The sequence below is a fragment of the Sphingobacterium sp. B16(2022) genome (assembly GCF_012030425.1).
Classification (GTDB): Bacteria; Bacteroidota; Bacteroidia; order Sphingobacteriales; family Sphingobacteriaceae; genus Sphingobacterium; species Sphingobacterium anhuiense.
Genome location: NZ_JAAUVN010000002.1, coordinates 86,380 through 109,541, shown reverse-complemented (window position 1 = coordinate 109,541; position 23,162 = coordinate 86,380). Strand labels below are relative to the sequence as shown.

General features: G+C 35.8%; 22 protein-coding genes. 12 read left to right on the top strand and 10 right to left on the bottom strand.

Translation table 11 applies throughout. The features are described from left to right. Window positions 1–76 precede the first annotated feature (76 nt). The 6 genes from HCX49_RS10915 to HCX49_RS10890 are packed head-to-tail and all read left to right on the top strand — an operon-like array spanning window position 77 to window position 4,931. Complete coding sequence (locus HCX49_RS10915) at window positions 77–1,030, top strand: transketolase family protein (RefSeq protein ID WP_132770951.1); 954 nt, start codon at window positions 77–79, stop codon at window positions 1,028–1,030. A 26-nt stretch (window positions 1,031–1,056) separates the two neighbouring features. Then, window positions 1,057–1,602, top strand: coding sequence for an RNA polymerase sigma factor (locus tag HCX49_RS10910; RefSeq protein WP_021192487.1), 546 nt, complete (start codon window positions 1,057–1,059; stop codon window positions 1,600–1,602). Window positions 1,603–1,636: 34 nt separating this feature from the next. Then, complete coding sequence (locus tag HCX49_RS10905; RefSeq protein ID WP_021192488.1) at window positions 1,637–2,461, top strand: hypothetical protein; 825 nt, start codon at window positions 1,637–1,639, stop codon at window positions 2,459–2,461. Beyond that, the gene (locus HCX49_RS10900; RefSeq protein WP_021192489.1) at window positions 2,461–2,889 is read left to right on the top strand and encodes a hypothetical protein; all 429 of its coding nucleotides are present in this window, start codon (window positions 2,461–2,463) and stop codon (window positions 2,887–2,889) included. The genes HCX49_RS10905 and HCX49_RS10900 overlap by 1 nt, the downstream gene beginning before the upstream one ends. A gap of 56 nt (window positions 2,890–2,945) precedes the next feature. Then, a complete protein-coding gene (locus HCX49_RS10895; RefSeq protein ID WP_132770953.1) occupies window positions 2,946–4,133 on the top strand; it encodes an aspartate aminotransferase family protein in 1,188 nt (395 codons plus the stop codon). Window positions 4,134–4,169: 36 nt separating this feature from the next. Continuing rightward, window positions 4,170–4,931 carry an SGNH/GDSL hydrolase family protein gene (locus HCX49_RS10890; RefSeq protein ID WP_021192491.1) on the top strand — a complete coding sequence of 254 codons (762 nt, stop codon included), beginning with the start codon at window positions 4,170–4,172 and terminating at the stop codon, window positions 4,929–4,931. A gap of 51 nt (window positions 4,932–4,982) precedes the next feature. On the opposite strand, the gene HCX49_RS10885 is transcribed toward HCX49_RS10890, so the two are convergent. The 5 genes from HCX49_RS10885 to thrA all read right to left on the bottom strand — a co-directional run bounded on the left by HCX49_RS10885 (window position 4,983) and on the right by thrA (window position 12,359). Then, the gene (locus tag HCX49_RS10885) at window positions 4,983–6,185 is read right to left on the bottom strand and encodes an MFS transporter (RefSeq protein ID WP_168127121.1); all 1,203 of its coding nucleotides are present in this window, start codon (window positions 6,183–6,185) and stop codon (window positions 4,983–4,985) included. 46 nt (window positions 6,186–6,231) lie between these two features. Next, window positions 6,232–7,419, bottom strand: a complete 1,188-nt coding sequence (locus HCX49_RS10880) for a class I SAM-dependent rRNA methyltransferase (protein ID WP_132770955.1) — start codon at window positions 7,417–7,419, stop codon at window positions 6,232–6,234. 141 nt (window positions 7,420–7,560) lie between these two features. Continuing rightward, on the bottom strand, window positions 7,561–8,868 hold the full coding sequence (thrC, locus tag HCX49_RS10875) for a threonine synthase (RefSeq protein ID WP_021192493.1): 1,308 nt from the start codon (window positions 8,866–8,868) through the stop codon (window positions 7,561–7,563). 7 nt (window positions 8,869–8,875) lie between these two features. Further along, a complete protein-coding gene (locus HCX49_RS10870) occupies window positions 8,876–9,856 on the bottom strand; it encodes a homoserine kinase (protein WP_168127120.1) in 981 nt (326 codons plus the stop codon). Between the two features lie 55 nt (window positions 9,857–9,911). Further along, on the bottom strand, window positions 9,912–12,359 hold the full coding sequence (gene thrA / locus HCX49_RS10865) for a bifunctional aspartate kinase/homoserine dehydrogenase I (RefSeq protein ID WP_168127119.1): 2,448 nt from the start codon (window positions 12,357–12,359) through the stop codon (window positions 9,912–9,914). Between the two features lie 540 nt (window positions 12,360–12,899). On the opposite strand from thrA, the gene HCX49_RS10860 reads away from it, so the two are divergent. Both HCX49_RS10860 and HCX49_RS10855 read left to right on the top strand, forming a co-directional pair. Continuing rightward, window positions 12,900–13,484, top strand: coding sequence for a C40 family peptidase (locus HCX49_RS10860; protein WP_021188582.1), 585 nt, complete (start codon window positions 12,900–12,902; stop codon window positions 13,482–13,484). A gap of 105 nt (window positions 13,485–13,589) precedes the next feature. Further along, window positions 13,590–14,102: a phosphoribosyltransferase family protein gene (locus tag HCX49_RS10855; RefSeq protein WP_132770958.1), complete on the top strand. Its 513-nt coding sequence runs from the start codon at window positions 13,590–13,592 to the stop codon at window positions 14,100–14,102. Between the two features lie 80 nt (window positions 14,103–14,182). Here HCX49_RS10855 and HCX49_RS10850 read toward each other — a convergent pair whose 3' ends face one another. The 5 genes from HCX49_RS10850 to HCX49_RS10830 all read right to left on the bottom strand — a co-directional run bounded on the left by HCX49_RS10850 (window position 14,183) and on the right by HCX49_RS10830 (window position 19,987). Next, on the bottom strand, window positions 14,183–15,649 hold the full coding sequence (locus tag HCX49_RS10850) for a lytic transglycosylase domain-containing protein (protein WP_168127118.1): 1,467 nt from the start codon (window positions 15,647–15,649) through the stop codon (window positions 14,183–14,185). Window positions 15,650–15,801: 152 nt separating this feature from the next. Next, a complete protein-coding gene (locus HCX49_RS10845; protein WP_031287456.1) occupies window positions 15,802–16,002 on the bottom strand; it encodes a twin-arginine translocase TatA/TatE family subunit in 201 nt (66 codons plus the stop codon). Window positions 16,003–16,097: 95 nt separating this feature from the next. After that, window positions 16,098–17,393 carry a murein hydrolase activator EnvC family protein gene (locus HCX49_RS10840; RefSeq protein WP_132842951.1) on the bottom strand — a complete coding sequence of 432 codons (1,296 nt, stop codon included), beginning with the start codon at window positions 17,391–17,393 and terminating at the stop codon, window positions 16,098–16,100. A gap of 103 nt (window positions 17,394–17,496) precedes the next feature. After that, complete coding sequence (locus HCX49_RS10835; protein ID WP_132770961.1) at window positions 17,497–18,288, bottom strand: DUF4292 domain-containing protein; 792 nt, start codon at window positions 18,286–18,288, stop codon at window positions 17,497–17,499. Next, window positions 18,278–19,987 carry a tetratricopeptide repeat protein gene (locus HCX49_RS10830; protein ID WP_132770962.1) on the bottom strand — a complete coding sequence of 570 codons (1,710 nt, stop codon included), beginning with the start codon at window positions 19,985–19,987 and terminating at the stop codon, window positions 18,278–18,280. Before HCX49_RS10830 ends, HCX49_RS10835 begins: the two co-directional genes overlap by 11 nt. Before the next feature lie 283 nt (window positions 19,988–20,270). Between HCX49_RS10830 and rplM the strand changes: the two genes are divergently transcribed. The 4 genes from rplM (at window position 20,271) to tsf (ending at window position 22,958) form a co-directional block, all read left to right on the top strand. Then, on the top strand, window positions 20,271–20,714 hold the full coding sequence (gene rplM / locus HCX49_RS10825) for a 50S ribosomal protein L13 (protein WP_021188576.1): 444 nt from the start codon (window positions 20,271–20,273) through the stop codon (window positions 20,712–20,714). An 11-nt stretch (window positions 20,715–20,725) separates the two neighbouring features. Beyond that, complete coding sequence (rpsI, locus tag HCX49_RS10820) at window positions 20,726–21,112, top strand: 30S ribosomal protein S9 (RefSeq protein WP_021188575.1); 387 nt, start codon at window positions 20,726–20,728, stop codon at window positions 21,110–21,112. 18 nt (window positions 21,113–21,130) lie between these two features. Then, complete coding sequence (gene rpsB / locus HCX49_RS10815; RefSeq protein WP_021188574.1) at window positions 21,131–21,928, top strand: 30S ribosomal protein S2; 798 nt, start codon at window positions 21,131–21,133, stop codon at window positions 21,926–21,928. Window positions 21,929–22,121: 193 nt separating this feature from the next. Further along, complete coding sequence (gene tsf / locus HCX49_RS10810; RefSeq protein ID WP_021188573.1) at window positions 22,122–22,958, top strand: translation elongation factor Ts; 837 nt, start codon at window positions 22,122–22,124, stop codon at window positions 22,956–22,958. Window positions 22,959–23,162: the final 204 nt, after the last annotated feature.

Sequence of the window (23,162 nt, the reverse complement as noted above, 5' to 3'; positions counted from 1 at the left end):
AAATTGACCCACAAACGTCATTTGAAGAAATCTAAGTACGAGCTATTCTATACTAACTACTCCATACTAGTAAAAAATGAAAAAATATACTTTCACAGAATCAAAAGATACCCGTTCAGGATTTGGTGCTGGATTATTAGAAGCAGGTAAACAAGACGAAAATGTTGTTGCTTTATGTGCTGATTTAATCGGATCATTAAAAATGAATGATTTTATAAATGAATTTCCAGAACGTTTCTTCCAAATTGGTATTGCTGAAGCAAATATGATGGGAATCGCAGCTGGTTTGACAATTGGTGGTAAAATTCCTTTTACAGGAACATTTGCGAACTTCTCAACGGGTCGTGTTTACGATCAAATTCGCCAATCTATCGCCTATTCTGACAAAAATGTTAAAATTGCTGCTTCACACGCTGGATTAACATTAGGTGAAGATGGTGCTACACACCAAATCTTAGAAGATATTGGTTTGATGAAAATGTTACCTGGAATGACAGTTATCAATCCTTGTGATTTCAATCAAACTAAAGCTGCAACAATTGCTGCAGCAAAATTTGAAGGTCCTGTTTACTTACGTTTTGGACGTCCGGTAGTTCCTAACTTCACTCCTGCTGACCAAGAATTTGTAATTGGAAAAGCAGTAACACTAAACGAAGGAACTGATGTAACAATTATCGCAACAGGACATTTGGTATGGGAGGCTATCCAGGCTGGTGAGCAATTAGCAGCGTTGGGCATTGATGCTGAAATCATCAACATCCACACCATTAAACCTTTAGACGAAGAAGCTATTTTAAAATCAGTTGCTAAAACAAAATGTGTAGTAACTGCAGAAGAACACAATCGTTTAGGCGGTTTGGGAGATAGTGTAGCTCAAGTTTTAGCTAAAAACTTACCAACTCCCCAAGAATTTGTAGCAGTAGATGATAGCTTCGGCGAATCAGGTACTCCTGCTCAATTAATGGAAAAATATGGTTTGAATGCGGCAGCAATTGTTGCGGCAGCACAACGTGTTATTAACAGAAAATAAAAAAACAAACATCACAACGTCAATATATGGAAGATGCTTTAATTATTTCAAAATTTGCTAACGAAAGTACGCGCGAAGAAGCATTTAATCAGCTGCTGACCAAATATCAGCAAAAAATATATTGGCATGTGAGAAGAATGGTCATTGATCATGATGATGCAGATGATGTTGTCCAAGACATATTCATTAAAGTATGGCGAAATCTGGCGAACTTCCGTGAGGATTCCCAATTATATACTTGGCTGTACCGCATTGCGACCAATGAATGTATTACATTCTTGAATAAGAAAAAACTTAAGCAGAACGTATCGTTGGATGACGATAGTTCTGCTTATTTAGCAGACTCTTTATCAAGTGGTAGTTACTTTAGTGGTGATAAAGCACAAATGAAATTACAACAGGCTTTATTAACACTTCCAGAAAAACAAAAACTTGTTTTTAACATGAAATACTTTGATGATATGAAATATGATGAAATCTCAGAAGTACTAGGAACAAGTGTTGGTGCCTTGAAAGCATCATATCATTTAGCTGTAAAAAAAATAGAAGCTTTTTTTCATAACAACGATTAAACCTTTTTTGATTTAGGTACTCTAATGATTTATAATGAAGGAAAATAACACATATCATGAGGGAATGGAAGCTAATAATCTACCCGATTCACTGCGTGTAAATCCTTTTGACGTGCCCAAAGATTACTTCAAAGATTTAAATGAATCTTTGATTGCTCAAGTCAAATTGGAATCATCACCAAAAGAAATCCGAGATGTACCCGTTGGCTATTTTGAAAAACTTCAACAAAATATCTTAGGCAAAGTAGCTGAAGAAAAGCTAAAAGATCAGATTAAAACCGATGGCTTTAGTCATCCAGATGATTACTTTTCGTCTTTACAAAATAATATATTACTAAAAGTAACGGAAGATAATTTAAAATCTAAAGTGACTCAAGATGGATTTGAAACCCCATCTTTATATTTCAATGAATTTAACGAGCAGATAGCCGCAAAAATAATTACGGACAATTTAAAACAAGTAGTTATTACAGATGGTTTTGAAGCTCCTAATAAATATTTTGAATCATTAACGGCTAAAATTACTAAATCGATTCATGCAGGCTTGCCATCAGATCTTCCAGCTGAAGTTCCTATTCATTCTATTAAAAGGAAAATTCCTTGGAATAAATATGCTGTAGCAGCATCTCTAGTGGCCATTTTGGGTATTGGAAGTTATTTTGGATTCCAAAATAGCACTCAAGAACAGAAGAATCTTACACATGTGTCAGACCAGGAAATCATTAATTACCTAGCACAAACAGGAAATAGTGATGATTTATTATATGTTGCAAAATATATCGATGATGAAGACATAGTAGGAACAAATGGTAAAATTAAGGACAAAGATATTGAGGATTATCTTAAATACACGTTATAATGATGTCAAAGATTAAGAATATAATTATCATATTTTGTTTCTGTATTGTAGGTCTATCAACCACTTATGCACAGGACAATGAACGTTTTCAAATCATTGAAAATGAAAAAATTGCTTTTATTACAAGAGAATTAAATCTATCACGAAAAGAAGCTCAAGATTTTTTTCCTATTTATAATGAATATTCAAAGGAAATGTGGAATGTTAAAAAAGCTAAAACAGGAAATAGTCCTTCGAGAAATAATCTCCGTGGAAATTCTCGCGATGTTATCGCTTATGATGCAAAAGAACTAGAGATCAAGAAAAATTATCGTGAAAAATTTTCCAAAGTTATTGGAACTTCACGCTCCTCTCAATTTTTTCAAGTCGAACAGGAGTTTCGAGAATACTTGATTAAATCGCTCAATAATCGAAAAAACAATAATTAATACGCATATAAGAAGAAGTCCAAAAGACTTCTTCTTTTTTTTAAACAACTAATAAGATGCTAAATAATCGGGAACTTTTTCTGCTAAATACGGCTCAAACATCAAATTCACCAAGGATGATTGAAATAGCAAAAGCAGAAGGAGTCTATTTATATGGACCAAATGGTGAAGAATATATGGATTTGGTTTCAGGATTCAATGTCAGTAATATTGGGCATAGAAATCCAAAAGTTATCCAGGCAATCAAAGATCAGCTTGAAAAATACTTACATGTTACTGTATATGGTGAATTTGTACAAGCTCCACAAGTTGAATTTGCAACTGACTTATTAGCTGTACTTCCAAAACAATTTGAATCAGTCTATTTTACCAATTCAGGCGCAGAGGCCGTCGAAGGAAGTATGAAGGTAGCAAAGCGCTTTACTGGAAGAAGACAGATTATAGCAGCGAAAAAAGCATATCACGGCAGTACACAGGGAGCATTAAGCCTTATCGGAAATGAAGAATATCATACTGCATACGCACCATTACTTCCCGAAATAGAATTCATAACATTCAATAATAGTGATGACTTATCGCTGATCACAGAAAAGACTGCAGCTGTAATTATTGAAGCTATACAAGGAGAAGCTGGAGTACGTGTTCCTGATATTTCATATATGCAGGCTTTACGTAAACGTTGTAATGAAACAGGAACATTGCTAGTCTTTGATGAGATTCAAACAGGCTTTGGTAGAACTGGAAAGTTATTTGCATTCGAACATTATGATATCGTACCTGATATTCTCATGCTTGCCAAAGGTATCGGTGGCGGTATGCCTTTAGGAGCATTCGTTGCATCGAAGCAAGTGATGGATGTAATCAAAGACAATCCGATGCTCGGTCATATCACGACTTTTGGCGGACATCCTGTTAGTTGTGCGGCCGCAAAAGCATCTTTAGAATTCATCAGAGAAAATCAATTGGTAGAACAAGTTGCTGAGAAAGAACAACTATTCAGAACACTATTACAACATCCTAAAATTATAGAAATTAGAGGAAAAGGATTGATGATGTGTCTACAGCTTGAAACTTTTGACCAGGTTTATAATGTGAGTAATTATTGCGCACAACAAGGAATCATGATTGATTGGTATTTACATTGTGAAACAGCATTGCGTGTAGCTCCTCCTTTGACCATCACAAACGATGAAATTGAAAAAGCTTGTAAAATTATCCTTGATGGTATAGAAAAATATACTTAGTTTTTTTATATTTAGTCTATCAACGTATAACTAAATATGAAAACGAATCGCAGATCATTTATTACAAAAAGTATTATTGGCGCTAGTTTATTAACTAACGCCAATTTATTTTCTGCTCAGGCTGAAAGCCTGGACAACCTAAATAAATCAAAAAGAATAAGTATAAGCAAAGACGATGTAATCTTATTTCAAGGAGACTCAATCACGGATAATGGTCGGGATAGAAAAAATAAAAATGCAAATGACAACTGGGCGTTAGGTTCTGGTTATGCAAATCTAGCCGCCGCGGTGCTGTTAGAAAAATATGCCGATAAAAATCTCAAGATATACAATCGCGGTATCAGTGGAAATCGAATACCAGATTTGCAAAATAGATGGCAAGAAGATACCATCGATATTCAACCCACTATTCTAAGTATTCTGATCGGTGTAAACGATTTTTGGAGAACAAAGGATAGTGGTGCAACAAATACACCAGAACAGTTTAAGAAACAATACCAGACTTTATTACAGCAGACGCTATCAAAATTACCGAACGTAAAGCTGATTATAGGAGAGCCATTCGGCGTTAAAAATGTACAACATGTTACAGAGGACTGGTTTCCCGACTTCGCAGGTTACCAACAAGCTTGTGTTGATATCTCAAAAGAATTTAATGCTTCATTAATTCCATATCAATCAATATTTGATAATGCCGAACAAAAGGCCTCAGGCTCTTATTGGACAACAGATGGAGTTCACACTTCGTTAGCTGGAGCCAGTTTAATGGCAAAAGGATGGCTCGATGTTATAAAATAAATAAAGCGCTCCATGGAGCACTTTATTTATTTTATGTAAAGCAAAGAAGATTTACATCACATCTTTATAAGGTGTTTTTTGTAGATTCGGCAAGAAATATGCAACGACGCCAATAAGCGGTAGATAAGAACATACATGATAAATAAACTCAATCGATGTATGGTCCGCCTGCCAGCCTAATAACGCTGATCCCAAACCACCCATACCAAATGCGAAACCATAGAATAAGCCAGAAACCATACCTAATTTTTTAGGCAACAGCTCCTGTGCATAAACAATGATAGCTGGGAATGCCGATGATAAGATTAAACCTATAATAACCACTAATACACCAGTCATGGTATAATCTGCATAGGGCAATAGTAAAGAAAAAGGCGCGACTCCCAAAACTGAAAACCAAATCACATACTTTCTTCCGAAACGGTCACCAAAAATTCCACCTAACAATGTGCCCGCCGCAACAGCAATTAAGAAGTAAAATAGATACACTTGCGCTTGAATTTCCGTTAAACCAAACTTCTCCATGGTATAAAACTGAAAATAATTAGTAATACTAGCAATGTAAAAGTACTTCGAGATAATTAATAGCATCAGGACAACAACCGTTAGCACTACACGAGCTTCCGATAGATCCGGTATACGCATACCAGCACTTGCATTTTTAGCTCTATTTTTAAGCTTTTCACTATACCAACTGCCAATATAATAAGAAACAATCTGCCCTATGATTCCAATAACACAAAACCAGGCAATAGATGATTGTCCTTTCGGTAAAACAAGATATGCGACGATAATTGGAGCCAGCGCAGTACCTGCATTACCTCCGATCTGAAAAATAGATTGTGCCATACTTCGTTTTCCGCCAGATGCCATATAAGCAACTCGGGAAGATTCAGGATGAAATATCGAAGAACCTATCCCAACCAAAAATACAGCACACAAAATCAAAGCATAACTTGGCGCATAAGCAAAAAGTGCCATGCCCGAAATCGAAAAAGTCATACCGATAATCTGCGAATAAGGCATTGGTCGCTTATCTGTAAACGAACCTACAACAGGTTGAAAAATAGATGCCGCGATCTGATATACAAGCGTTATAATTCCAATCTGAGAAAAACTCAAATGATGTTCTTCTTTTAATAAAGGATAAACTGACGGAATAACACCCTGAATCATATCATTTAATAAATGAGCGAAACTAACTGCGAGTAAAATAGAAAACTCGGGCCTAATCTTATTATTTTGTACTTCCATAACGTAAAAAAGAGGTTCCCCACATTTAGAAACCTCTTTTATTTTTTTAAATAACTCTTACTAATAATCCTTTTAAATATTCCCCTTCTGGGAATGATGCTCTTACCGGATGGTCATCTGGTTGATGAAATTGTCTAATAAACTGTATTTCTTTGCCGGCATCCAATGCTGCCCATGCCAATACTTGCTTAAAAGTGTCAATGTCCATAGCAGAAGAACATGAAAAAGTAGCCAATAAACCTCCCGATTCCAAAAGCAATAATCCTCTTCTATTCAGATCCTTATATGCACGTGAAGCACGTTCTAACGAAGATCTTGAAGGAGCATACTTTGGTGGATCTAATACAATGACATCAAATTTTTGCTGCTCTTCAGCAAATACCTTCAATTGCTTATTCACATCAGATTGGATAGCAACATGTGCTTCTTCACTATATCCATTTAACAGAATATTACGTCTCAACGTTTCAATTGCTAAAGCAGAACTGTCCACAGAAGTAACGCTTGCCGCCCCTTCATGGAAAGCATTTAAAGTAAAACCGCCAGAATAACAAAAGCAATCCAGCACCTTTTTACCCTTCACATATTGAGCTGTTAAAGCTCTATTCTCTCTTTGATCACAATAAAAGCCTGATTTTTGGCCATCTATAATATTCACCTGATAACGAATACCATTTTCAATAATCTCAACAAACTCAGGTGGAAGTTCTCCAAAAAGTAAACCGTTTGTATCCGGCAATCCCTCATGCTCGCGTGATTTAAGATCTGAACGCTCATAAATCCCCTTAGGACTTAATAATTTGTTCAGCTCATCAATAACCACATCCTTGATTCTTTCAACCCCTGCAGCATGAACTTGTATTGAGATATAATCAGCATACTTATCCACAATCAATCCAGGAACAAAATCTGCCTCAGCAAAAATCAACCTTGCAGTATCATTCTTTCCTTCAATCAATAAATGACGGCGTGCTTCAACAGCCTTTTGAATACGCTTGCGCCACCATTGTTCGTTGATCTGTTGATCAGGATGCCATTCTAATAAACGAACAGCTACACGAGATGAATCGTGAAAAAGTCCGAAAGCAATAAACTCATTTTCTGCATTAAAAACAGTAACAACATCCCCGTTATCGGGTGCACCATCTATACGCTTTATTGCACCAGAAAAGACCCAAGGATGAAGTTGCCAAGCTGCCTTATCTTTTCCTTTATTCAGAATAATTTTTTTCATCGGAACAAAAGTACAGGTTTTCAACTTATTTGAAACATCTTGCCACCTAAATTTATCATAAGTTTAAATCTCGATGTTTATCTAAAACTCTTCAAAAAAAGAATATAAATTAAATAGGCCCATTTAAATGAGCCTATTCAACTATTTATGCGTGATTAAGTAATTTTTAAAAACAGCATAATCAACAGGAAAAGCTTCTACAACCTTATCTTTATTGTGTAATTGTTCAACGCCTAAAGGCAATTTAATTTTACTGAATACCTGCTCCGAAATAGCATCCGGAAATTTACAAGGGTGTGCTGTAGATAAAAATACAGATCCATAAGAACCTGGATGTTCACCACGGTAAGCCTGTGATCCCAACCAAGCAATAGCCGTATGCGGACAAGCCACATAATGATAAGTATGGTGCAACTGTTCCATCGCTGCCCGAGTTTCCTTATCTGTATACGTGTATGTGGTGATCATGCCTTTTAAATTATCCAGATTATAATCAAATAAATCTTGAATACGAACCCAGTTACTCGGATCCCCGACATCCATCGCATTTGCTAAAGTTTGTACAGATGGCTTGGGTTCATATTTTCCAGATTTAATAAAACGTGGAACAGTATCATTTGCATTTGTAGCCGCAACAAACTGCTCTACAGGAAGTCCCATTTTGAAAGCCAATAAGCCGGCACCGATATTACCAAAATTACCACTTGGCACCGTAAACACAACTCTGTCCGAGCCTTGCGCTTTCAATTGTGCATAAGCATAGAAATAATAAAATGTCTGCGGGATCAGACGTGCAATATTAATGGAATTAGCCGATGTTAATCTCAGTTGTTCATTAAGCTCCGGATCATTGAAAGCTCGTTTAACCAATGCTTGACAATCATCAAAAGTTCCATCAATTTCAATGGCTCTTATATTTTGGCCATTAGTAGTTAATTGTAACTCCTGAATATCAGACACTTTACCTTTTGGATACAAAATGGTAACACGTGTACCTGCAACACCCAAGAAACCCAAAGCAACTGCTCCGCCCGTATCTCCAGATGTCGCAACCAGTACATCCAATAACTTATCATCTGCACCCGAAAAATACGCCATAACACGACTCATAAAGCGCGCACCAAAATCTTTAAAGGCATAAGAAGGCCCATGAAATAATTCTAATACCGCAGTATCAGAACTCAAAAACTTAACAGGAGCATCAAAATTAATAGCATCGGCTATAATATTTCTAAGCACATCAGCAGGGATATCATCTTCAATAAAAGCTTGAGCTATTGTAAATGCAATTTCTTGAAGCGAATATTGTTGTATATTTTTGATAAAATAGGGATCCAATTGTGGAATCTCCAGAGGCATATAAAGTCCTTTATCTGCAGGTAGTGAATTAAAAACTGCATCTTTAAAAGAAACACGTAATGCTTTATTATTGGTACTGTAAAATTTCATAATAATCTTAATTTAATACTTTAGGTCCATCAACATTAACACCCGATACATATCCATAACTTTCAATCTCTGATTCAGCTAGATGAGCCTTGATCTGTTCAACGATCTGCTTCGCCATAGCCTTATCCCTTGTGATTGCCACAACAGAAGGACCTGAGCCAGAAATGCCAAAACTCAATGCACCATTTTCTAATGCAATTTGCTTCATTTCATAAAACTGAGGAATCAAAATGGCCCGAGTCGGTTCGATCAATACATCCTGCATACTTCGCGATATGAGATCATAATCATTTTTAAAGAGCCCTGCTACAAGTCCTGCAATATTCCCCCATTGAATTACGGCATCTTTTAACAACACCTTTTCTTTAATCAATTGGCGTGCGTCACGGGTAGGAACATCAACCTGTGGAAATACCACAGCAGCAACTAATTCTTCCGGTACAGGCAAAGGAATGAGATCCAGAGGATCATGTCCTCTAATCAAGGTAATACCGCCAAATAAAGAAGGAGCAACATTATCAGCATGACCATGTCCACATGCTAATCGTTCGCCTTCCACACAAAAAGGTAATAGTTCTTCTTTAGAAAGGGGATCGCCCAGCATTTTATTAATAGCAAATAGACCTGCCACAGTACTCGCAGCACTTGATCCCAAACCTGATCCAATAGGCATATGCTTATGTAATTCAATTTCGACTCCCACTCGATCTTCTAAACCCAGATGCTGCAATAGAAACTGTACACAAGCGGACACCGTATTTTTGTCGGCATCCATCGGAAGACGTCCATCATCACCTGTGATTTTAGTGATCACAACTCCTGGTACACTCGTTTTTCGCATGATTACTTCATCTCCTGGTTCTTCTAAAGCAAAGCCCAAAATATCAAAACCACAAATCATATTCGCGACTGTCGCCGGAGCGAAAACATGAATGTGATCCAACATATTATCCAGATTTATCTTTTTCTTCGATAGAGAAGTTTTCATATTTAATATTTATTACTGTTATCCAATGCAATAACAGGTCTAGTGAAACTTTTGATTATGCGCCAACATTTACTAAATCCGCAAATACTCCTGCAGCTGTTACTTCAGCTCCGGCACCAGGTCCTTTGACTACCAGTGGTCTTTCCTTATAACGTTCTGTCGTGAATGAGATAATATTATCACTTCCAGACAGTGCATAAAAAGGATGCTTGTCGTCTACAATCTGTACAGAAATAGAAACAATTCCATCTTCTAATTTTCCAATATAACGGATCACTTTATTTTCAAGACGAGCCTTTTCTTTTAATGCTTCAAAATAACTGTTCTCGTTTTTAAGCTCTTCATAAAAAGACTCCACTGAATCTGCTTTCAAGCATGGTTCAGGTAATATTGCGCCTAAATTGACATCTTCAGCTTCGATTGGATAACCTGCATCACGTGCTAAAATCAACATTTTACGCATAAAATCAACTCCACCTAGATCATCACGAGGATCCGGCTCAGTATAACCTAGAGCCTGCGCTTGTTTTACCACATCATAAAAAGATGCCTCATCTTTAAAATTATTAAAGATGTAAGAGATTGTTCCAGAAAGTATCGCTTCGATTTTAACAATACGGTCACCACTTAACATCAGGTCTTTCAAAACACGCACAATCGGAAGACCGGCACCAACGTTGGTCTCATAGAAGAAATCAACACCATGCTTATGAGCCGTCTCCCGCAATGTTTTGTATTGTTCATATTTTCCTGAATTAGCAATTTTATTACAGGTAACAATTGAAATATTAGATTGGAAAATACCCTCATAATAACTAGAAGGCAATCGACTAGCAGTATTATCTATAAATACACAATTAGGAAGATTGAAACCTTTCATACGTTCCACAAATACCGCTAAATCCGCATCCTCGCCCTGTTCCAAAAGTTCACTGTCCCAATTTGCCAAATCAATACCATCTAGATTAAACAACATTTTCTTACTGTTTGAAATACCAACCACCTTGATTTCAAGATCATTTTTACTAAGTAAGAAATCGTATTGACTCTCCAATTGCTTGAATAAAGTAGAACCAATATTTCCAGTTCCCAGATTAAAAACATAAAGTGTCTTCTTAAGTTCAGCAAAAAAAGCATCGTGAACAGCATTCAGGGCTTTTGATAAATCATTCTTCGAAATAATAACAGATATATTATATTCCGAAGATCCTTGTGCAATTGCACGCACATTAATTCCATTGCGGCCCAATGAAGAAAATAATCTTCCTGACATACCTGGAGTTTTCTTCATATTCTCACCAACAATAGCCAATACAGACAGGTCATTTTCGATTTCCGGATTGATTAATTTATTAGCCTGTATTTCAAGTTCAAATTCATTTTCAATTAAACTCTTAGCACGTAATGCATCTTCTGGATTGACCGCAAAAGTGATACTATGTTCGGAAGAAGACTGGGTGATTAAGACCACATTAATCTGCTCTCTCGCTAATAAAGTAAATAACCTGCCACTAAATCCAGATTTACCGATCATTCCCGAACCGCTCAGGTTAATAACAGATATTTCTCCTATCGAAGAAATACCTTTAATTGGTAAAGTTGTTTTTCCACTTTCAAACTGAATAAAAGTACCTGCGAAATCTGGCTCAAACGTATTACGGATCACAATAGGTATCTTCTTTAGAAAAGCAGGAATCATCGTTGGCGGATAGATGACCTTGGCGCCGAAATAAGAAAGCTCCATAGCTTCTGTATAAGAAAGAACAGGCAACGAAAATGCTTTTTTTACAATCCGTGGATCCGCAGTCAGCATACCATTAACATCTGTCCATATCTCGATTGCAGTAGCATTCAAAATAGAACCAAAAATAGCGGCAGTATAATCTGATCCTCCCCTACCTAAGGTTGTCATACGTCCGTTCTCATTAGAAGCTATAAATCCAGTGACGAACATAAGTTTATCATTGTTTGTTAAATACAATGACTTAACAAGTTGTTCTGTCAACTGATCGTTAACATGAGCATGTCCAAAATGAGAATCTGTTTTAATATAATGAGATGCATCAACAAATAAAGATGCTTCTAAATCCTGTTCCGAAATTTTAGATACCATGAAGGTAGAGCAACGTTCACCATAACTTACAATCAAATCCTTACTTTGCTCACTTAACTCTCTTAATGCATAGATGCCCTGCAATAATTCTTCGATCTCGTTGAAAAACAATTTGAGTTTAGTAAAAACAGGATTTTGGTGTCGCACAACTATTAATGCCTTAATAACATCGAAATGCTTAGTTTCTATCAAAGCTAAATCTTCTTGGAAAGACTTGCCTTCAGAAGCATCAATAGCCATTTTACAAAGTAAATTAGTAACTCCTGACATGGCAGACAAGACGACCAACGGTTGCTCTCCGGAGTTGTACGATTTCTTCACAATGCTAAGTACTGCTTTGATACTAGCTGCAGAGCCCACCGACGTTCCTCCAAATTTTAAAATCTTCATAATATATACTGTTTGTTTGTTTGTTTGTTTGTTTGTTTTAAGCATAAAAAAAAACGCCTTCACTCTGAGAGGAAGGCGTTTATGAAATATCTTGTCTACATTTCTATACAACGAAACTACCTCCTCCTAAGTTTTATCCCGGTGGTAATAATAATCGATGTAATAATTATAGAATTTTTCATTGCTGTTGCTTTACTTTCGTAAATATAATGCATTATTTATCAACTATCAAAATAAAATCTCTTTTTTTTGATATAAATTTAATAAAACACCTTCTTATATATGAATAACACATTACTACAACAAATCTAGGCACGTATCATTTATCATCACTGTAGTTTAAAGTTTACAATTTACCCATCGGAGTTAAATTGCATCTCAATAAATAAAGTGTTAAAAACGTTAAAAATTCGTTAAATACATGTCATTTTTTTTGCAAAGTAAGATGAGTTGTATTATATTCGCAACAGTGATGTCCAAAATAGTTAACATCCAACAACAAAAAAGAATAAGTTTAAAGTTGTACAAAAAAGCGATTTAATGAAAACAAAGAAAATATTAGCAACAATGCTATTTATAGGCTTATGTCTAGTGTCGCAGGCACAATCAACCAAAACCCAATCTAAACCGGAATCAGACCCGGACAATCTAGCTAAAGAATACTTCTCCCAAATAATGGGTGTTGCGGTTTCAGCAACTACAAATACAAAATTATATCAGTTTGTTTATGAATGGTTAGGAACTCCCTACCGATTAGGAGGTGACTCCAAAAGAGGAATCGATTGTTCTAAATTCTCATTTGAATTATACGAAAAAGTATTCAATACAACATTAGGATATAACAGCCGTAACCAATACTCTCAAATTAAACCTGTTAAGAAAGATGATCTAAAAGCAGGAGATTTAGTATTCTTTAAAATCCGAAGTAAAAGCATTACACATGTTGGAGTTTATATTGGCGATAACAAATTCGCACATGCTTCTTCGAGCAAAGGTGTAATGATAAGTAATTTAGGAGAGGCATATTGGAGACGTTATTACTATGATGGTGGTAGACTACCTGATGACAACAAATCGCTTACAGCCGAAATTATAAATGCTGAGAAATCTGAAAAATTTAATTAATAAATTTTTCTAAATAATATTTTCAAGAGTCCGAATGTCATGACATTCGGACTTTTTTTTGCAAAGAATTTAGTACTTTTACCCGTATATAAATTTAGTACCACTATGTCGTCAAAGAAAACGCTCATATTAGATAAAGAACAGATTAAACAAAAATCGATACGTATCGCTTATCAGATTTTAGAAGATAATTTTGAAGAAAATACGCTTGTATTGGTCGGTATTGCTGATAGAGGTTATGTTTTTGCACAGAGACTGCAAAAGATTCTAGAAGAAATATCGGATAAAGATATTGAGTTACTTAAAGTGACGATGAGCAAAACAAGCCGTTCCCTAAAAGCTGAAACAGATCAACCCATCGAAAATGTTAAAAATAAAACGTTAATACTAGTTGATGATGTACTGAATAGCGGAAGAACGCTTGCATATGGTTTAGGCGTATTTTTGAATGTCCCTATTAAAAAGATGAGAACTGCAGTTCTTATTGATAGAAGTCATCCAAAATTCCCCATTGTAAGCGATTATTATGGGCTAAAATTATCAACGATATTAAAAGAACATGTGGAAGTTAACTTACTAGGCTATGAAGCAGAAGATGATGCTGCATGGCTGGTATAACATCATAAAGCTATAAAAAATAAGCGTCCAACTTTTTATAGAGTTGGACGCTTTATTTTTACAGAAACTTAGGTCGAAATTTATCCCCGATTAATCTTCAATTTCATACCAGGCTTTAACCTCGAATGTGATAAATTATTATCAGCCTTCAACTTAGATAATGACACCCCTTTATTATTTGCGATCTCTGATAGCGTATCACCTTTTTTTACAGTATAAAAAGCAAAATTCGACTTTCTTTGAGTTTCAGCACTTGTTTTCTGAGCTAAACGCGTATTGACACCACTACTGCTAACAATTAATGAAGCACCAGTCTTTACAGAAGATCCCTTTACGTTATTCCAAGCTTTTAAATTTTGAACACTCACATCATATTTCTTCGCTATAACAGCTAAAGTTTCACCTCTTCTAACACGATGTGTACTTGTTTGAGCGCTTCGCTTATTACTCACACGCACATCATCATTCGCTAAAGCCACTACTTGACTAGGAGTTTCTACTGTTGTATTTAAAGCAAGATAAAGTTTATCCTTATTCATATCAGCTGCTAAAGCAGGAATGATCAAACGACGATGTATTTCATCAGAGCCATTAACGATCCCTTTTTTATATGCTGGATTTAACACTTTTAAACTCTCCTCAGAAACGTTTATCGCTTTAGCAACCTCTGCTATCGAAATGAATTTATCAATCTCTAATACCTGCGTATTTAAGGCAATGTCTCCATCCTTAGCTTCAATACCATGATCTTGTGCATATCCTAAAGTATAAGTCATAGCGATATATGCAGGAATATAATTTCTGGTCTCTTTTGGCAGAAAAGGAGCAACTTCCCAAAATGAAGGTTGAATTTTGCCAGATCTTAAAATAGCTCGTTTCACACCACCTTTTCCACAATTATAAGAAGCTATCGCCAACAACCAATCCCCAAATTCAGCATACGCTTCCTTCATATATTTTGCGGCAGCATAGCTTGAAGCAATTGGATCTTTACGTTCATCAACATAATTGTCCATTGTTAAATTATAGATCTTTGCTGTCCCATACATAAATTGCCAAGGCCCTGTAGCACCAACGCGAGAAACATCATGTGGATTTAACGCAGACTCTATAATGGAGAGGTATTTAATTTCTTTTGGAACTCCTACTTCAGCAAGAATACGTTCATAAAGCGGAAAATAATACTGCGCCAATCCTAACATGCGGGACATATGCCCTGCATAATTCTTAGAATTATAAAGATCAATATATTTTCGAACATGTTGGTTATAGTCTAGAGGGACTTCACGTTCTAAGGAATTTAGTTTTCGAACGACAGTTACATCTTCGATATCAAATAAAATTCCTTCTACTTCTTTTTCACCGGCATTTACAAATTTGATACTATCAAGCTGCTGCAGAATAGATGCATTTTCACGATCTATACTCGCTAACATGATTGCTTGAGTAGAATTTCTCATCTCTTCAATAGACTTTTCTTGTGCAAACAGACAACATGTCGTAAATGCTAAGCCAATCGTCAAGAGAGTCTTCTTGCTTTCAATCATCTTTTTTAATTATGGTTGATAAATAGAACCTAAGTAGTCCTTATTACAAAGCATGTATTTTACTACATACCCTCATTAACAATACTGGAAACTGTACAAAATGAAATAAGATTTTACTGCTGTAAAATCTTATCCCTCAAAAACAACATAAATTACTTATTATCAGTTGTTTTCTCTTTAGTATCATCTGTAGAATCCTCTTTCTGTCCGTCTTTGAATTCTTTTACACCTTTACCTAATCCACGCATCAATTCAGGAATCTTTTTACCGCCAAATAATAATAATAATATTACAACGATTATAATTAATTCCTGACCTCCAATACCCATTATTAATAACCCTGATGTCAACATAACTTATAATTTACTGTTTTTCAATATTCACTTTAAGTATATACACTTATACCCTAAAAACAAATGTACATAATAATTTTTATTTCTATATTTTTTTAATTCGCTAACCATGATTGCGGATTCATCGGGATTTGTCCTTGCCAAACCTGGAAATCTAAAACTGGCGCATCTAAATCCGGATCATTAGCTACTGTTCCAATAGCCTGACCTGCTGACACTTTCTGTCCTTTAGACACACTAAAACTAGCTAAATTACTATACACCGAGAAGAATTCACCATGTGAAATAATAATCACCTTCAATCCATTTAAAGTTAACGTACTTGTTACAGTTCCAGAAAACACTGCCTTAACAGTTGCGCCACTAGAAGTTTGTAATTTTAATGACTCATGACTAACTGAGACGTTCCGACCTGTTCTATCCGTACCAAAACTTTGTAATATTTTAGCATTGGAAACCGGCCACGGAAGTCGACCACGGTTGGATCTAAAATCTGCCGAAAGTCGAGCGGCCTCTGGAGTAGCACGTAATACCTCTGAATCCGATTTACGTGATGTAGATTTAGAAGTTTCCTTATCATCAACTTTAGTGTCATTTTTCTTCGCGCTCCTTGCTGCAGCAGCTTCCGCAGCTCTACGAGCAGCTTCTTGTCTTCTACGCTCTGCTTCAATTTCTCTCTTAATGATAGCCTGAATTGCAGATCTTAACTTACGTTCTTCTTTTTGCTTCTGTGTAATATCGCGTTTTACACCTCGTTCAGTCGTAATTAATGAACTCAATTCATTAGAGAACACAGCACGTTGTTGTGCAATAGTTTTCTTCTCTTGCTCTTGCTCATTCAATAACTGCTTATGCTTATTACGATCAGCCTGTAACTGTGCTATTTTTTGCTCAATCTGCTTTTTAGTTCCTTCAATCTCACTTGCTTTCAATTTTCGAGAATCATTGAATTGCTGCAAATATTTTACACGACGAAAACCTTGATTAAAATCCTTTGAAGCAAAAATAAACATCAACTTATTATAGGCATTGCGGTTACGAAAAGCGAACATAATCATCTTTTCATAATCATTACGCATTTTCTCCAACTCCGCTTTCAATTTATCTACAGCGCTGGTATTCGTATTAATCTGGCGATTAATCAAGCTTAATTCAGAACTTATCGTTGTAATTTTCTCTTCACGAAGATTAATCTGACTACTTAAAGCACTGACCTGCTTCTGCGTCAAAATCTTTTCTGTAGTCGTTTCTTTTAGCGTTTTTTGCAATTCCGCTATTTCACGATTTATTTTTTCACGTTTTTTTTCAAGCTCTGCACGAGTCTGCGAAAAACCGATTCCCAGCATCAAAAAAAACGCAGTTAGACTTAGTGTTATTTTCTTTAAATTCATCTATAGTAATCTTTTACTAGCAGTTGAGTCTGAATATAATATGTTCAATTAAATATAGTCTCAAATGCGAAAGTAATAAATCTTAAGGATTATCGTACTAACATTAATTAATTACTTTGTATTTATTGGAGATAGTAAAAGGCATTTCAATAGCTTCATTAAATGAAATTCTGCTGTAATTGAAGTTTGCTTTAATATTCATATCGCCTCCTGAAATCAGTAATTCTAGACCCATCGGAAACAATTGTCCACCTCCATTTGAATAATCTGCATAACTAGCCTCCAATTTCTGTCCTTTTTCAGGCTGCTCCAAACGAAATGAATCTAATCTATTCTGTTGATTAACTAAATATAAGTAAGTCAATGCATTCTTTTGACCACGCAACTGAATTGGTACACTCGTTTGATCAACCTCAAAGTCGGTTGTATTTAACAAATTCGTTGAAAAATTGGCTAAAAACAAATCTTGAACATTTGAAAAAGTTAAATCCTCACTTGCATATTGATACAAGTAACTAAAGGGTTTTGCTATATATTCCCCCTGAAATTTATTTAATATCTGAACACTATCTGGAGTAATCAAAACCCGGCCTATTTCTATACCCAATAATGCCGTAATAGAAATCCAGATTCTTTTATCTTTTTCAATCCTTATATTAGCTGTCACATCGTATGATGACTTTCCTAAATCTATTTTGCTTTTAGCTTTGCCAGAGAACGTAGTAAAGTCCAGATTTGACAACAAAAATTTCTGAACTACCGCATTTTTAGAATCTTCCTTACTGATCGTTTCAACTACCTCAGGCTTACTCTCTACTTTACTCATTTTTTTCTTAGTACTGCAGGATGCCAATACAACAAGCAATAAAAGTGTAACAACAGATTTATTCCACATACGATTTCTTATTTATTTTCTCTCTCAACTTCTCCATATTGGTTTCAGTAGATCCCCCCATAGCCAAAGCACTTTTCCATTGCTTCATCGCTTCTGTTATTTTTTTATTTTTAATCAAAATATCACCATAATGCTCCAATAGGACTGTTGAAGGCGATTTTGAATTTTTTATTGCCTTTTCAATCCAAAGCAATGCATCAGCATATTTACCCTGTTGAAATAAAACCCATGCATAAGTATCTTCCAATGTCGCATCATTAGGTCGTAACTTATTTGCTGTCTCTGCAAAATGAGCCGCATCATCTAAATCCTGATTTCTTAACGCTAAATAATAAGCTAAATTGTTCATCGCACTTACATTTGTACTATCTAAGTTAATAGCCTCTCTATACGCAACATCTGATGCTGCTTCCATTTTAAGCGAATGATAAATATCGCCCAGACCACTATAAATATTTGATTGAAAAATGGCATTCTCATTTTGACCATTATTCAAAGCTGCCTCCATCAAATTTCTAGCTAAATCATAATTTCCTTTCAATGTATATGCGATTGAACTGAAGTACAAAATAACAGGATTATTGGGAATATTGTGTAAAGCTTCACCGCCATGTTCTATAGCTTGATCATATTGCTCCAACGCCAAATCAACATTCATGAGCATACGCCATGCATCAATTTGATAAGGATTGATACCTACTGCAATAGAAAAGGAAGACTGTGCCCCAACTAAATCATTACGCATCCAATTCACCTGCCCCTTAGCCACATGACTTTCTGCTACGCGAGGATGTACATCAACCAATATATTAGCTAATTCTTGTGCCTGGTCGAATGAAAATCCACTATTAGGAGCTAATAAAGATAAGATAATTCTATTTTTTTCCGAGAAATCAACACTTTTAGATAAAAAGGCTTGTTTTAAGTAATCATAAGAAAGCTTAGCCTTCCCAGACAAACGGTACTCATCAGCCAGATCTAAAAATAAGTAATCGTCTTTCGCATTCGCAACACCGGTATTTAATATCGCAATAGCTTTTTTAGGATCTTTAATTCCACGATAAGCCTGTGCCAATTGACTGTACACCTGTGCCAAAGGAGATTTTTTAATTGCCCAAGGTTCAAGAACCTGGATTACAGCAGGAAAATCATCTTTTGACAATAGCAAAGTAGCACCTATAACGTCAAGCGTATCGGTAGCTCCCGCTCGCTCTCTAACATCCTTATATAAAGCAAAAGCCTCATCTTTTTTGTCACTGTTAAACAACAACATAATCTTCTCGCGATTCAAGGCCGCAATGTTGACCTTCTCCTTTGTCATCAGCAGATCCAATGAACGGATCGCACTAGGGAGATCACCTTTTCCTTTATTAACATCGATATTGAAACTTAAATATTCATTTTTAGGATTAATTTCCAAAGCTTTATTTACTTCCTCCAAAGCACGATCAGCATTACGCATCTGTCCAAATAAAACGGCTTTAGTAAAATAAGCATCATCAGCATTAGGATATCGCGTAGTAATGGCATCCAAAGAATCCATGGCCTGCTTGAAATCACCGTTCCTCAAAAAAACTTCAATATTTTTTAATTGTTGCGAATAAGGTTTTTCTTGCTTGCTCTCCTGTGCTGAAACCCTTTGTCCAACCGTAGTTAACAATGTTACCAATAGCGCGTATTTCAAATATTTCTTAAACATAAATAATCCTTCTCGTTCAACAATTACTGTATTAATATGTTGCAATATACTAATAATGGACAACTGTTAAATAGTGCTATTGCATTTCAATAGGTTATTTTTTGATGATTATGACATTACCCGGCATTTAAATTAATCTTAAGTGCTTCAGATTAAAATGAAACTGTCTAAAATAAAGTAAAATAGATTTTCGTAATCAAGAAATTAAAAGTACCTTTGCAGACCCTTGAGACACAGGGAAAAGAAGTGAATAAAATTTTATTAATTATTTAATTAAAAGCAAGTGAATACGTTAAGTTACAAAACTGTCTCTGCCAACAAGAACACCATCAACAAAGAATGGATCGTTGTTGATGCTGAAGGCGAGATTTTGGGGCGCTTGGCAAGCGAAATTGCGAAAGTAATTCGCGGAAAGCACAAGCCATCGTTTACCCCTCACGTAGATTGCGGAGATAATGTTATCGTTATCAATGCAGAAAAAATTAGATTGACAGGTAATAAATTGGGTGACAAAACTTACGTTCGCTACACGGGATACCCGGGTGGTCAACGTTTCATCACTCCAAAAGAATTATTGGCAAAACACCCTGAGCGCGTTATTGAAAAAGCTGTTCGTGGTATGCTTCCTAAAAACCGTTTAGGTCGTCAATTGTTTAAAAACCTTTATGTTTATGCTGGAACTGAGCACAAACAAGAGGCTCAAAATCCAAAACCAGTTAAATTTTAAGGAGAATCGACATGTCAACAACTAATACTTCAGGAAGAAGAAAAACTGCTGTTGCCCGCATTTACTTAACTGCTGGTAGCGGAGTCCTTACAATCAATGGTAAAGACTACAAAGAATATTTCCCAACATTGCCTTTGCAATACATTGTTACTCAATCATTAGAAGTAGCAGGTCAAGCAGGGAATTTTGATGCGAAAGTGAACGTTAATGGAGGTGGTGTAAAAGGACAAGCTGAGGCTGTACGTTTAGCTATTGCGAAAGCATTAGTTGAATTAGACCCAGAAGTTAAACCAGCTTTACGTGCTAAAGGTTTAGTTACACGTGATGACCGTATGGTTGAGCGTAAGAAACCAGGACGCAAGAAAGCTCGTAAGAGATTCCAATTCAGTAAACGTTAATCAAAGGAGGATCAAAAAATGGCAAGAACAACTTATCAAGACTTATTGGATGCAGGTGTGCACTTTGGTCACCTTACACGTAAATGGGATCCGAAAATGGCTAAGTACATTTTCATGGAACGTAACGGTATCCACATCATTGACTTGAACAAAACGCTTACGAAATTGGAAGAAGCTGCTTCAGCTATCAAACAAATCGTAAAATCAGGTCGTAAGGTTTTATTCGTAGCAACGAAAAAACAAGCAAAAGAAATCATCGCTCAACAAGCGAAAGCAGTTAACATGCCTTTCGTTACAGAAAGATGGTTAGGTGGTATGCTTACAAACTTCACAACAGTTCGTAAGTCCATCAAAAAAATGTCTACTATTGACAAAATGCAAAAAGATGGTACATACGATGTATTATCTAAAAAAGAGAAGTTGATGATTCAACGTGAGCGTATCAAATTAGAGTCTCTATTAGGAGGTATCGCTGATTTGAACCGTTTACCGGCTGCTTTATTCATCATCGATGTGAAAAAAGAACACATCGCTGTTACTGAAGCAATCAAATTGAGCATCCCTACTTTTGCAATGGTTGATACAAACTCTGACCCTTCAAACATTGATTTCCCAATCCCTGCAAATGATGACGCTAGTAAATCTATTAGCTTAATCGCTGGTATCATTGGTCAAGCAATCCAAGAAGGTTTGGACGAGCGCAAACGTGATAAAGAAGACGAAGCAGAAAAAGAAGCAGCTGCAGCTAAGGCTAAAGTTGATACTACTGAAGCTTCAGAAGCTAAACGTCCTCGTAAAGCGAAAGACGGAGAATAATATTTTTTATTCCAAACCGGATAGCGTAGCGTTGGTTTCTGGAAAAGAATTCTTTTCTTAGACTGACCTATCTGTCCGGTTTTTTGGTTTATCATTTCTCGAATAAGAAATGATAAACTTTATATTAGCTTAACAATAGTTATGCTAATATTGTCAAGAAAATAATAAGTCAAAAATTTAAAAAGAATATATCATGTCAGTACAAATTTCTGCATCAGATGTAAACAAGTTGCGTCAACAAACAGGCGCAGGTATGATGGATTGTAAAAAAGCGTTAGTTGAAGCAAACGGTGATTTCGAAGCTGCTGTTGATTACTTACGTAAAAAAGGAGCTAAAGTTGCTGCTAGCCGTCAAGACCGTGATTCTAACGAAGGTGTTATCATTGCTAAAGCTGCAACTGATGGTAAATCAGGTATCGTAGTTGAAGTTAACTGTGAAACTGATTTCGTAGCTAAAAATGCTGACTTCGTGGCTTTCGCTGATTCAGTTGCTGAAGTTGCTTTAGCAAACAAACCTGCTACTTTAGAAGACCTAAAAGCATTAGAAATTGGCGGTACTAAAATTGCTGATTTATTAATCGAGCAAACTGGTAAAATCGGTGAGAAAATTGACGTTTCTAAATACGAAACTGTTTCTGCTGAGAAAGTTGTTGCTTATATCCACGCAAACTACCGTCTAGGTGTATTAGTTGGTTTATCTGCAAATGTTGATGGTGTTGAAGAAGCTGGTAAAGATGTAGCTATGCAAATCGCTGCAATGAACCCTATTGCTATTGATAAAGATGGTGTTGATGCGCATACAATCGAGCGTGAAATTGCTATCGCTAAAGAACAAATCATGGCTGAAGGTAAACCTGCTGAAATGGCAGAAAAAATCGCTGCTGGTAAATTGAACAAATTCTTCAAAGAAACTACTTTGTTGAACCAAGAATTCGTGAAAGATAACTCTAAATCTATCGCTCAATTCTTAGATTCAGTTTCTAAAGGCTTAACTGTTACTGCATTCAAACGTGTTCAATTAGGAGCATAAATGCAAGAGAACATGAGTTAGCTCATGCGTCTTAAACATATAATCATAAAAGGCTTGTCTCAATGAGACAGGCCTTTTGTTCTTTAAATAACTTACTCCCCCTCCCGTATTTCCAACCACCAGGAACAAAGTTTATCAAAGACATTAAAAAGCATATCATAAATAACTCGAAAAGGAAGATTTTTTTTTTGTAAATTGGATGAT

Coding starts and splice junctions, on each gene's coding strand:
- HCX49_RS10855 (WP_132770958.1), top strand. CDS start 13,590: ATGTCGTCAAAGAAAACGCTCATATTAGATAAAGAACAGATTAAACAA.
- rpsB (WP_021188574.1), top strand. CDS start 21,131: ATGGCAAGAACAACTTATCAAGACTTATTGGATGCAGGTGTGCACTTT.
- HCX49_RS10915 (WP_132770951.1), top strand. CDS start 77: ATGAAAAAATATACTTTCACAGAATCAAAAGATACCCGTTCAGGATTT.
- HCX49_RS10905 (WP_021192488.1), top strand. CDS start 1,637: ATGAAGGAAAATAACACATATCATGAGGGAATGGAAGCTAATAATCTA.
- thrC (WP_021192493.1), bottom strand. CDS start 8,868: ATGAAATTTTACAGTACCAATAATAAAGCATTACGTGTTTCTTTTAAA.
- HCX49_RS10870 (WP_168127120.1), bottom strand. CDS start 9,856: ATGAAAACTTCTCTATCGAAGAAAAAGATAAATCTGGATAATATGTTG.
- HCX49_RS10880 (WP_132770955.1), bottom strand. CDS start 7,419: ATGAAAAAAATTATTCTGAATAAAGGAAAAGATAAGGCAGCTTGGCAA.
- HCX49_RS10830 (WP_132770962.1), bottom strand. CDS start 19,987: ATGTTTAAGAAATATTTGAAATACGCGCTATTGGTAACATTGTTAACT.
- rpsI (WP_021188575.1), top strand. CDS start 20,726: ATGTCAACAACTAATACTTCAGGAAGAAGAAAAACTGCTGTTGCCCGC.
- HCX49_RS10900 (WP_021192489.1), top strand. CDS start 2,461: ATGATGTCAAAGATTAAGAATATAATTATCATATTTTGTTTCTGTATT.
- HCX49_RS10835 (WP_132770961.1), bottom strand. CDS start 18,288: ATGTGGAATAAATCTGTTGTTACACTTTTATTGCTTGTTGTATTGGCA.
- thrA (WP_168127119.1), bottom strand. CDS start 12,359: ATGAAGATTTTAAAATTTGGAGGAACGTCGGTGGGCTCTGCAGCTAGT.
- HCX49_RS10845 (WP_031287456.1), bottom strand. CDS start 16,002: ATGTTGACATCAGGGTTATTAATAATGGGTATTGGAGGTCAGGAATTA.
- HCX49_RS10890 (WP_021192491.1), top strand. CDS start 4,170: ATGAAAACGAATCGCAGATCATTTATTACAAAAAGTATTATTGGCGCT.
- HCX49_RS10885 (WP_168127121.1), bottom strand. CDS start 6,185: ATGGAAGTACAAAATAATAAGATTAGGCCCGAGTTTTCTATTTTACTC.
- tsf (WP_021188573.1), top strand. CDS start 22,122: ATGTCAGTACAAATTTCTGCATCAGATGTAAACAAGTTGCGTCAACAA.
- HCX49_RS10895 (WP_132770953.1), top strand. CDS start 2,946: ATGCTAAATAATCGGGAACTTTTTCTGCTAAATACGGCTCAAACATCA.
- HCX49_RS10910 (WP_021192487.1), top strand. CDS start 1,057: ATGGAAGATGCTTTAATTATTTCAAAATTTGCTAACGAAAGTACGCGC.
- HCX49_RS10860 (WP_021188582.1), top strand. CDS start 12,900: ATGAAAACAAAGAAAATATTAGCAACAATGCTATTTATAGGCTTATGT.
- HCX49_RS10850 (WP_168127118.1), bottom strand. CDS start 15,649: ATGATTGAAAGCAAGAAGACTCTCTTGACGATTGGCTTAGCATTTACG.
- HCX49_RS10840 (WP_132842951.1), bottom strand. CDS start 17,393: ATGAATTTAAAGAAAATAACACTAAGTCTAACTGCGTTTTTTTTGATG.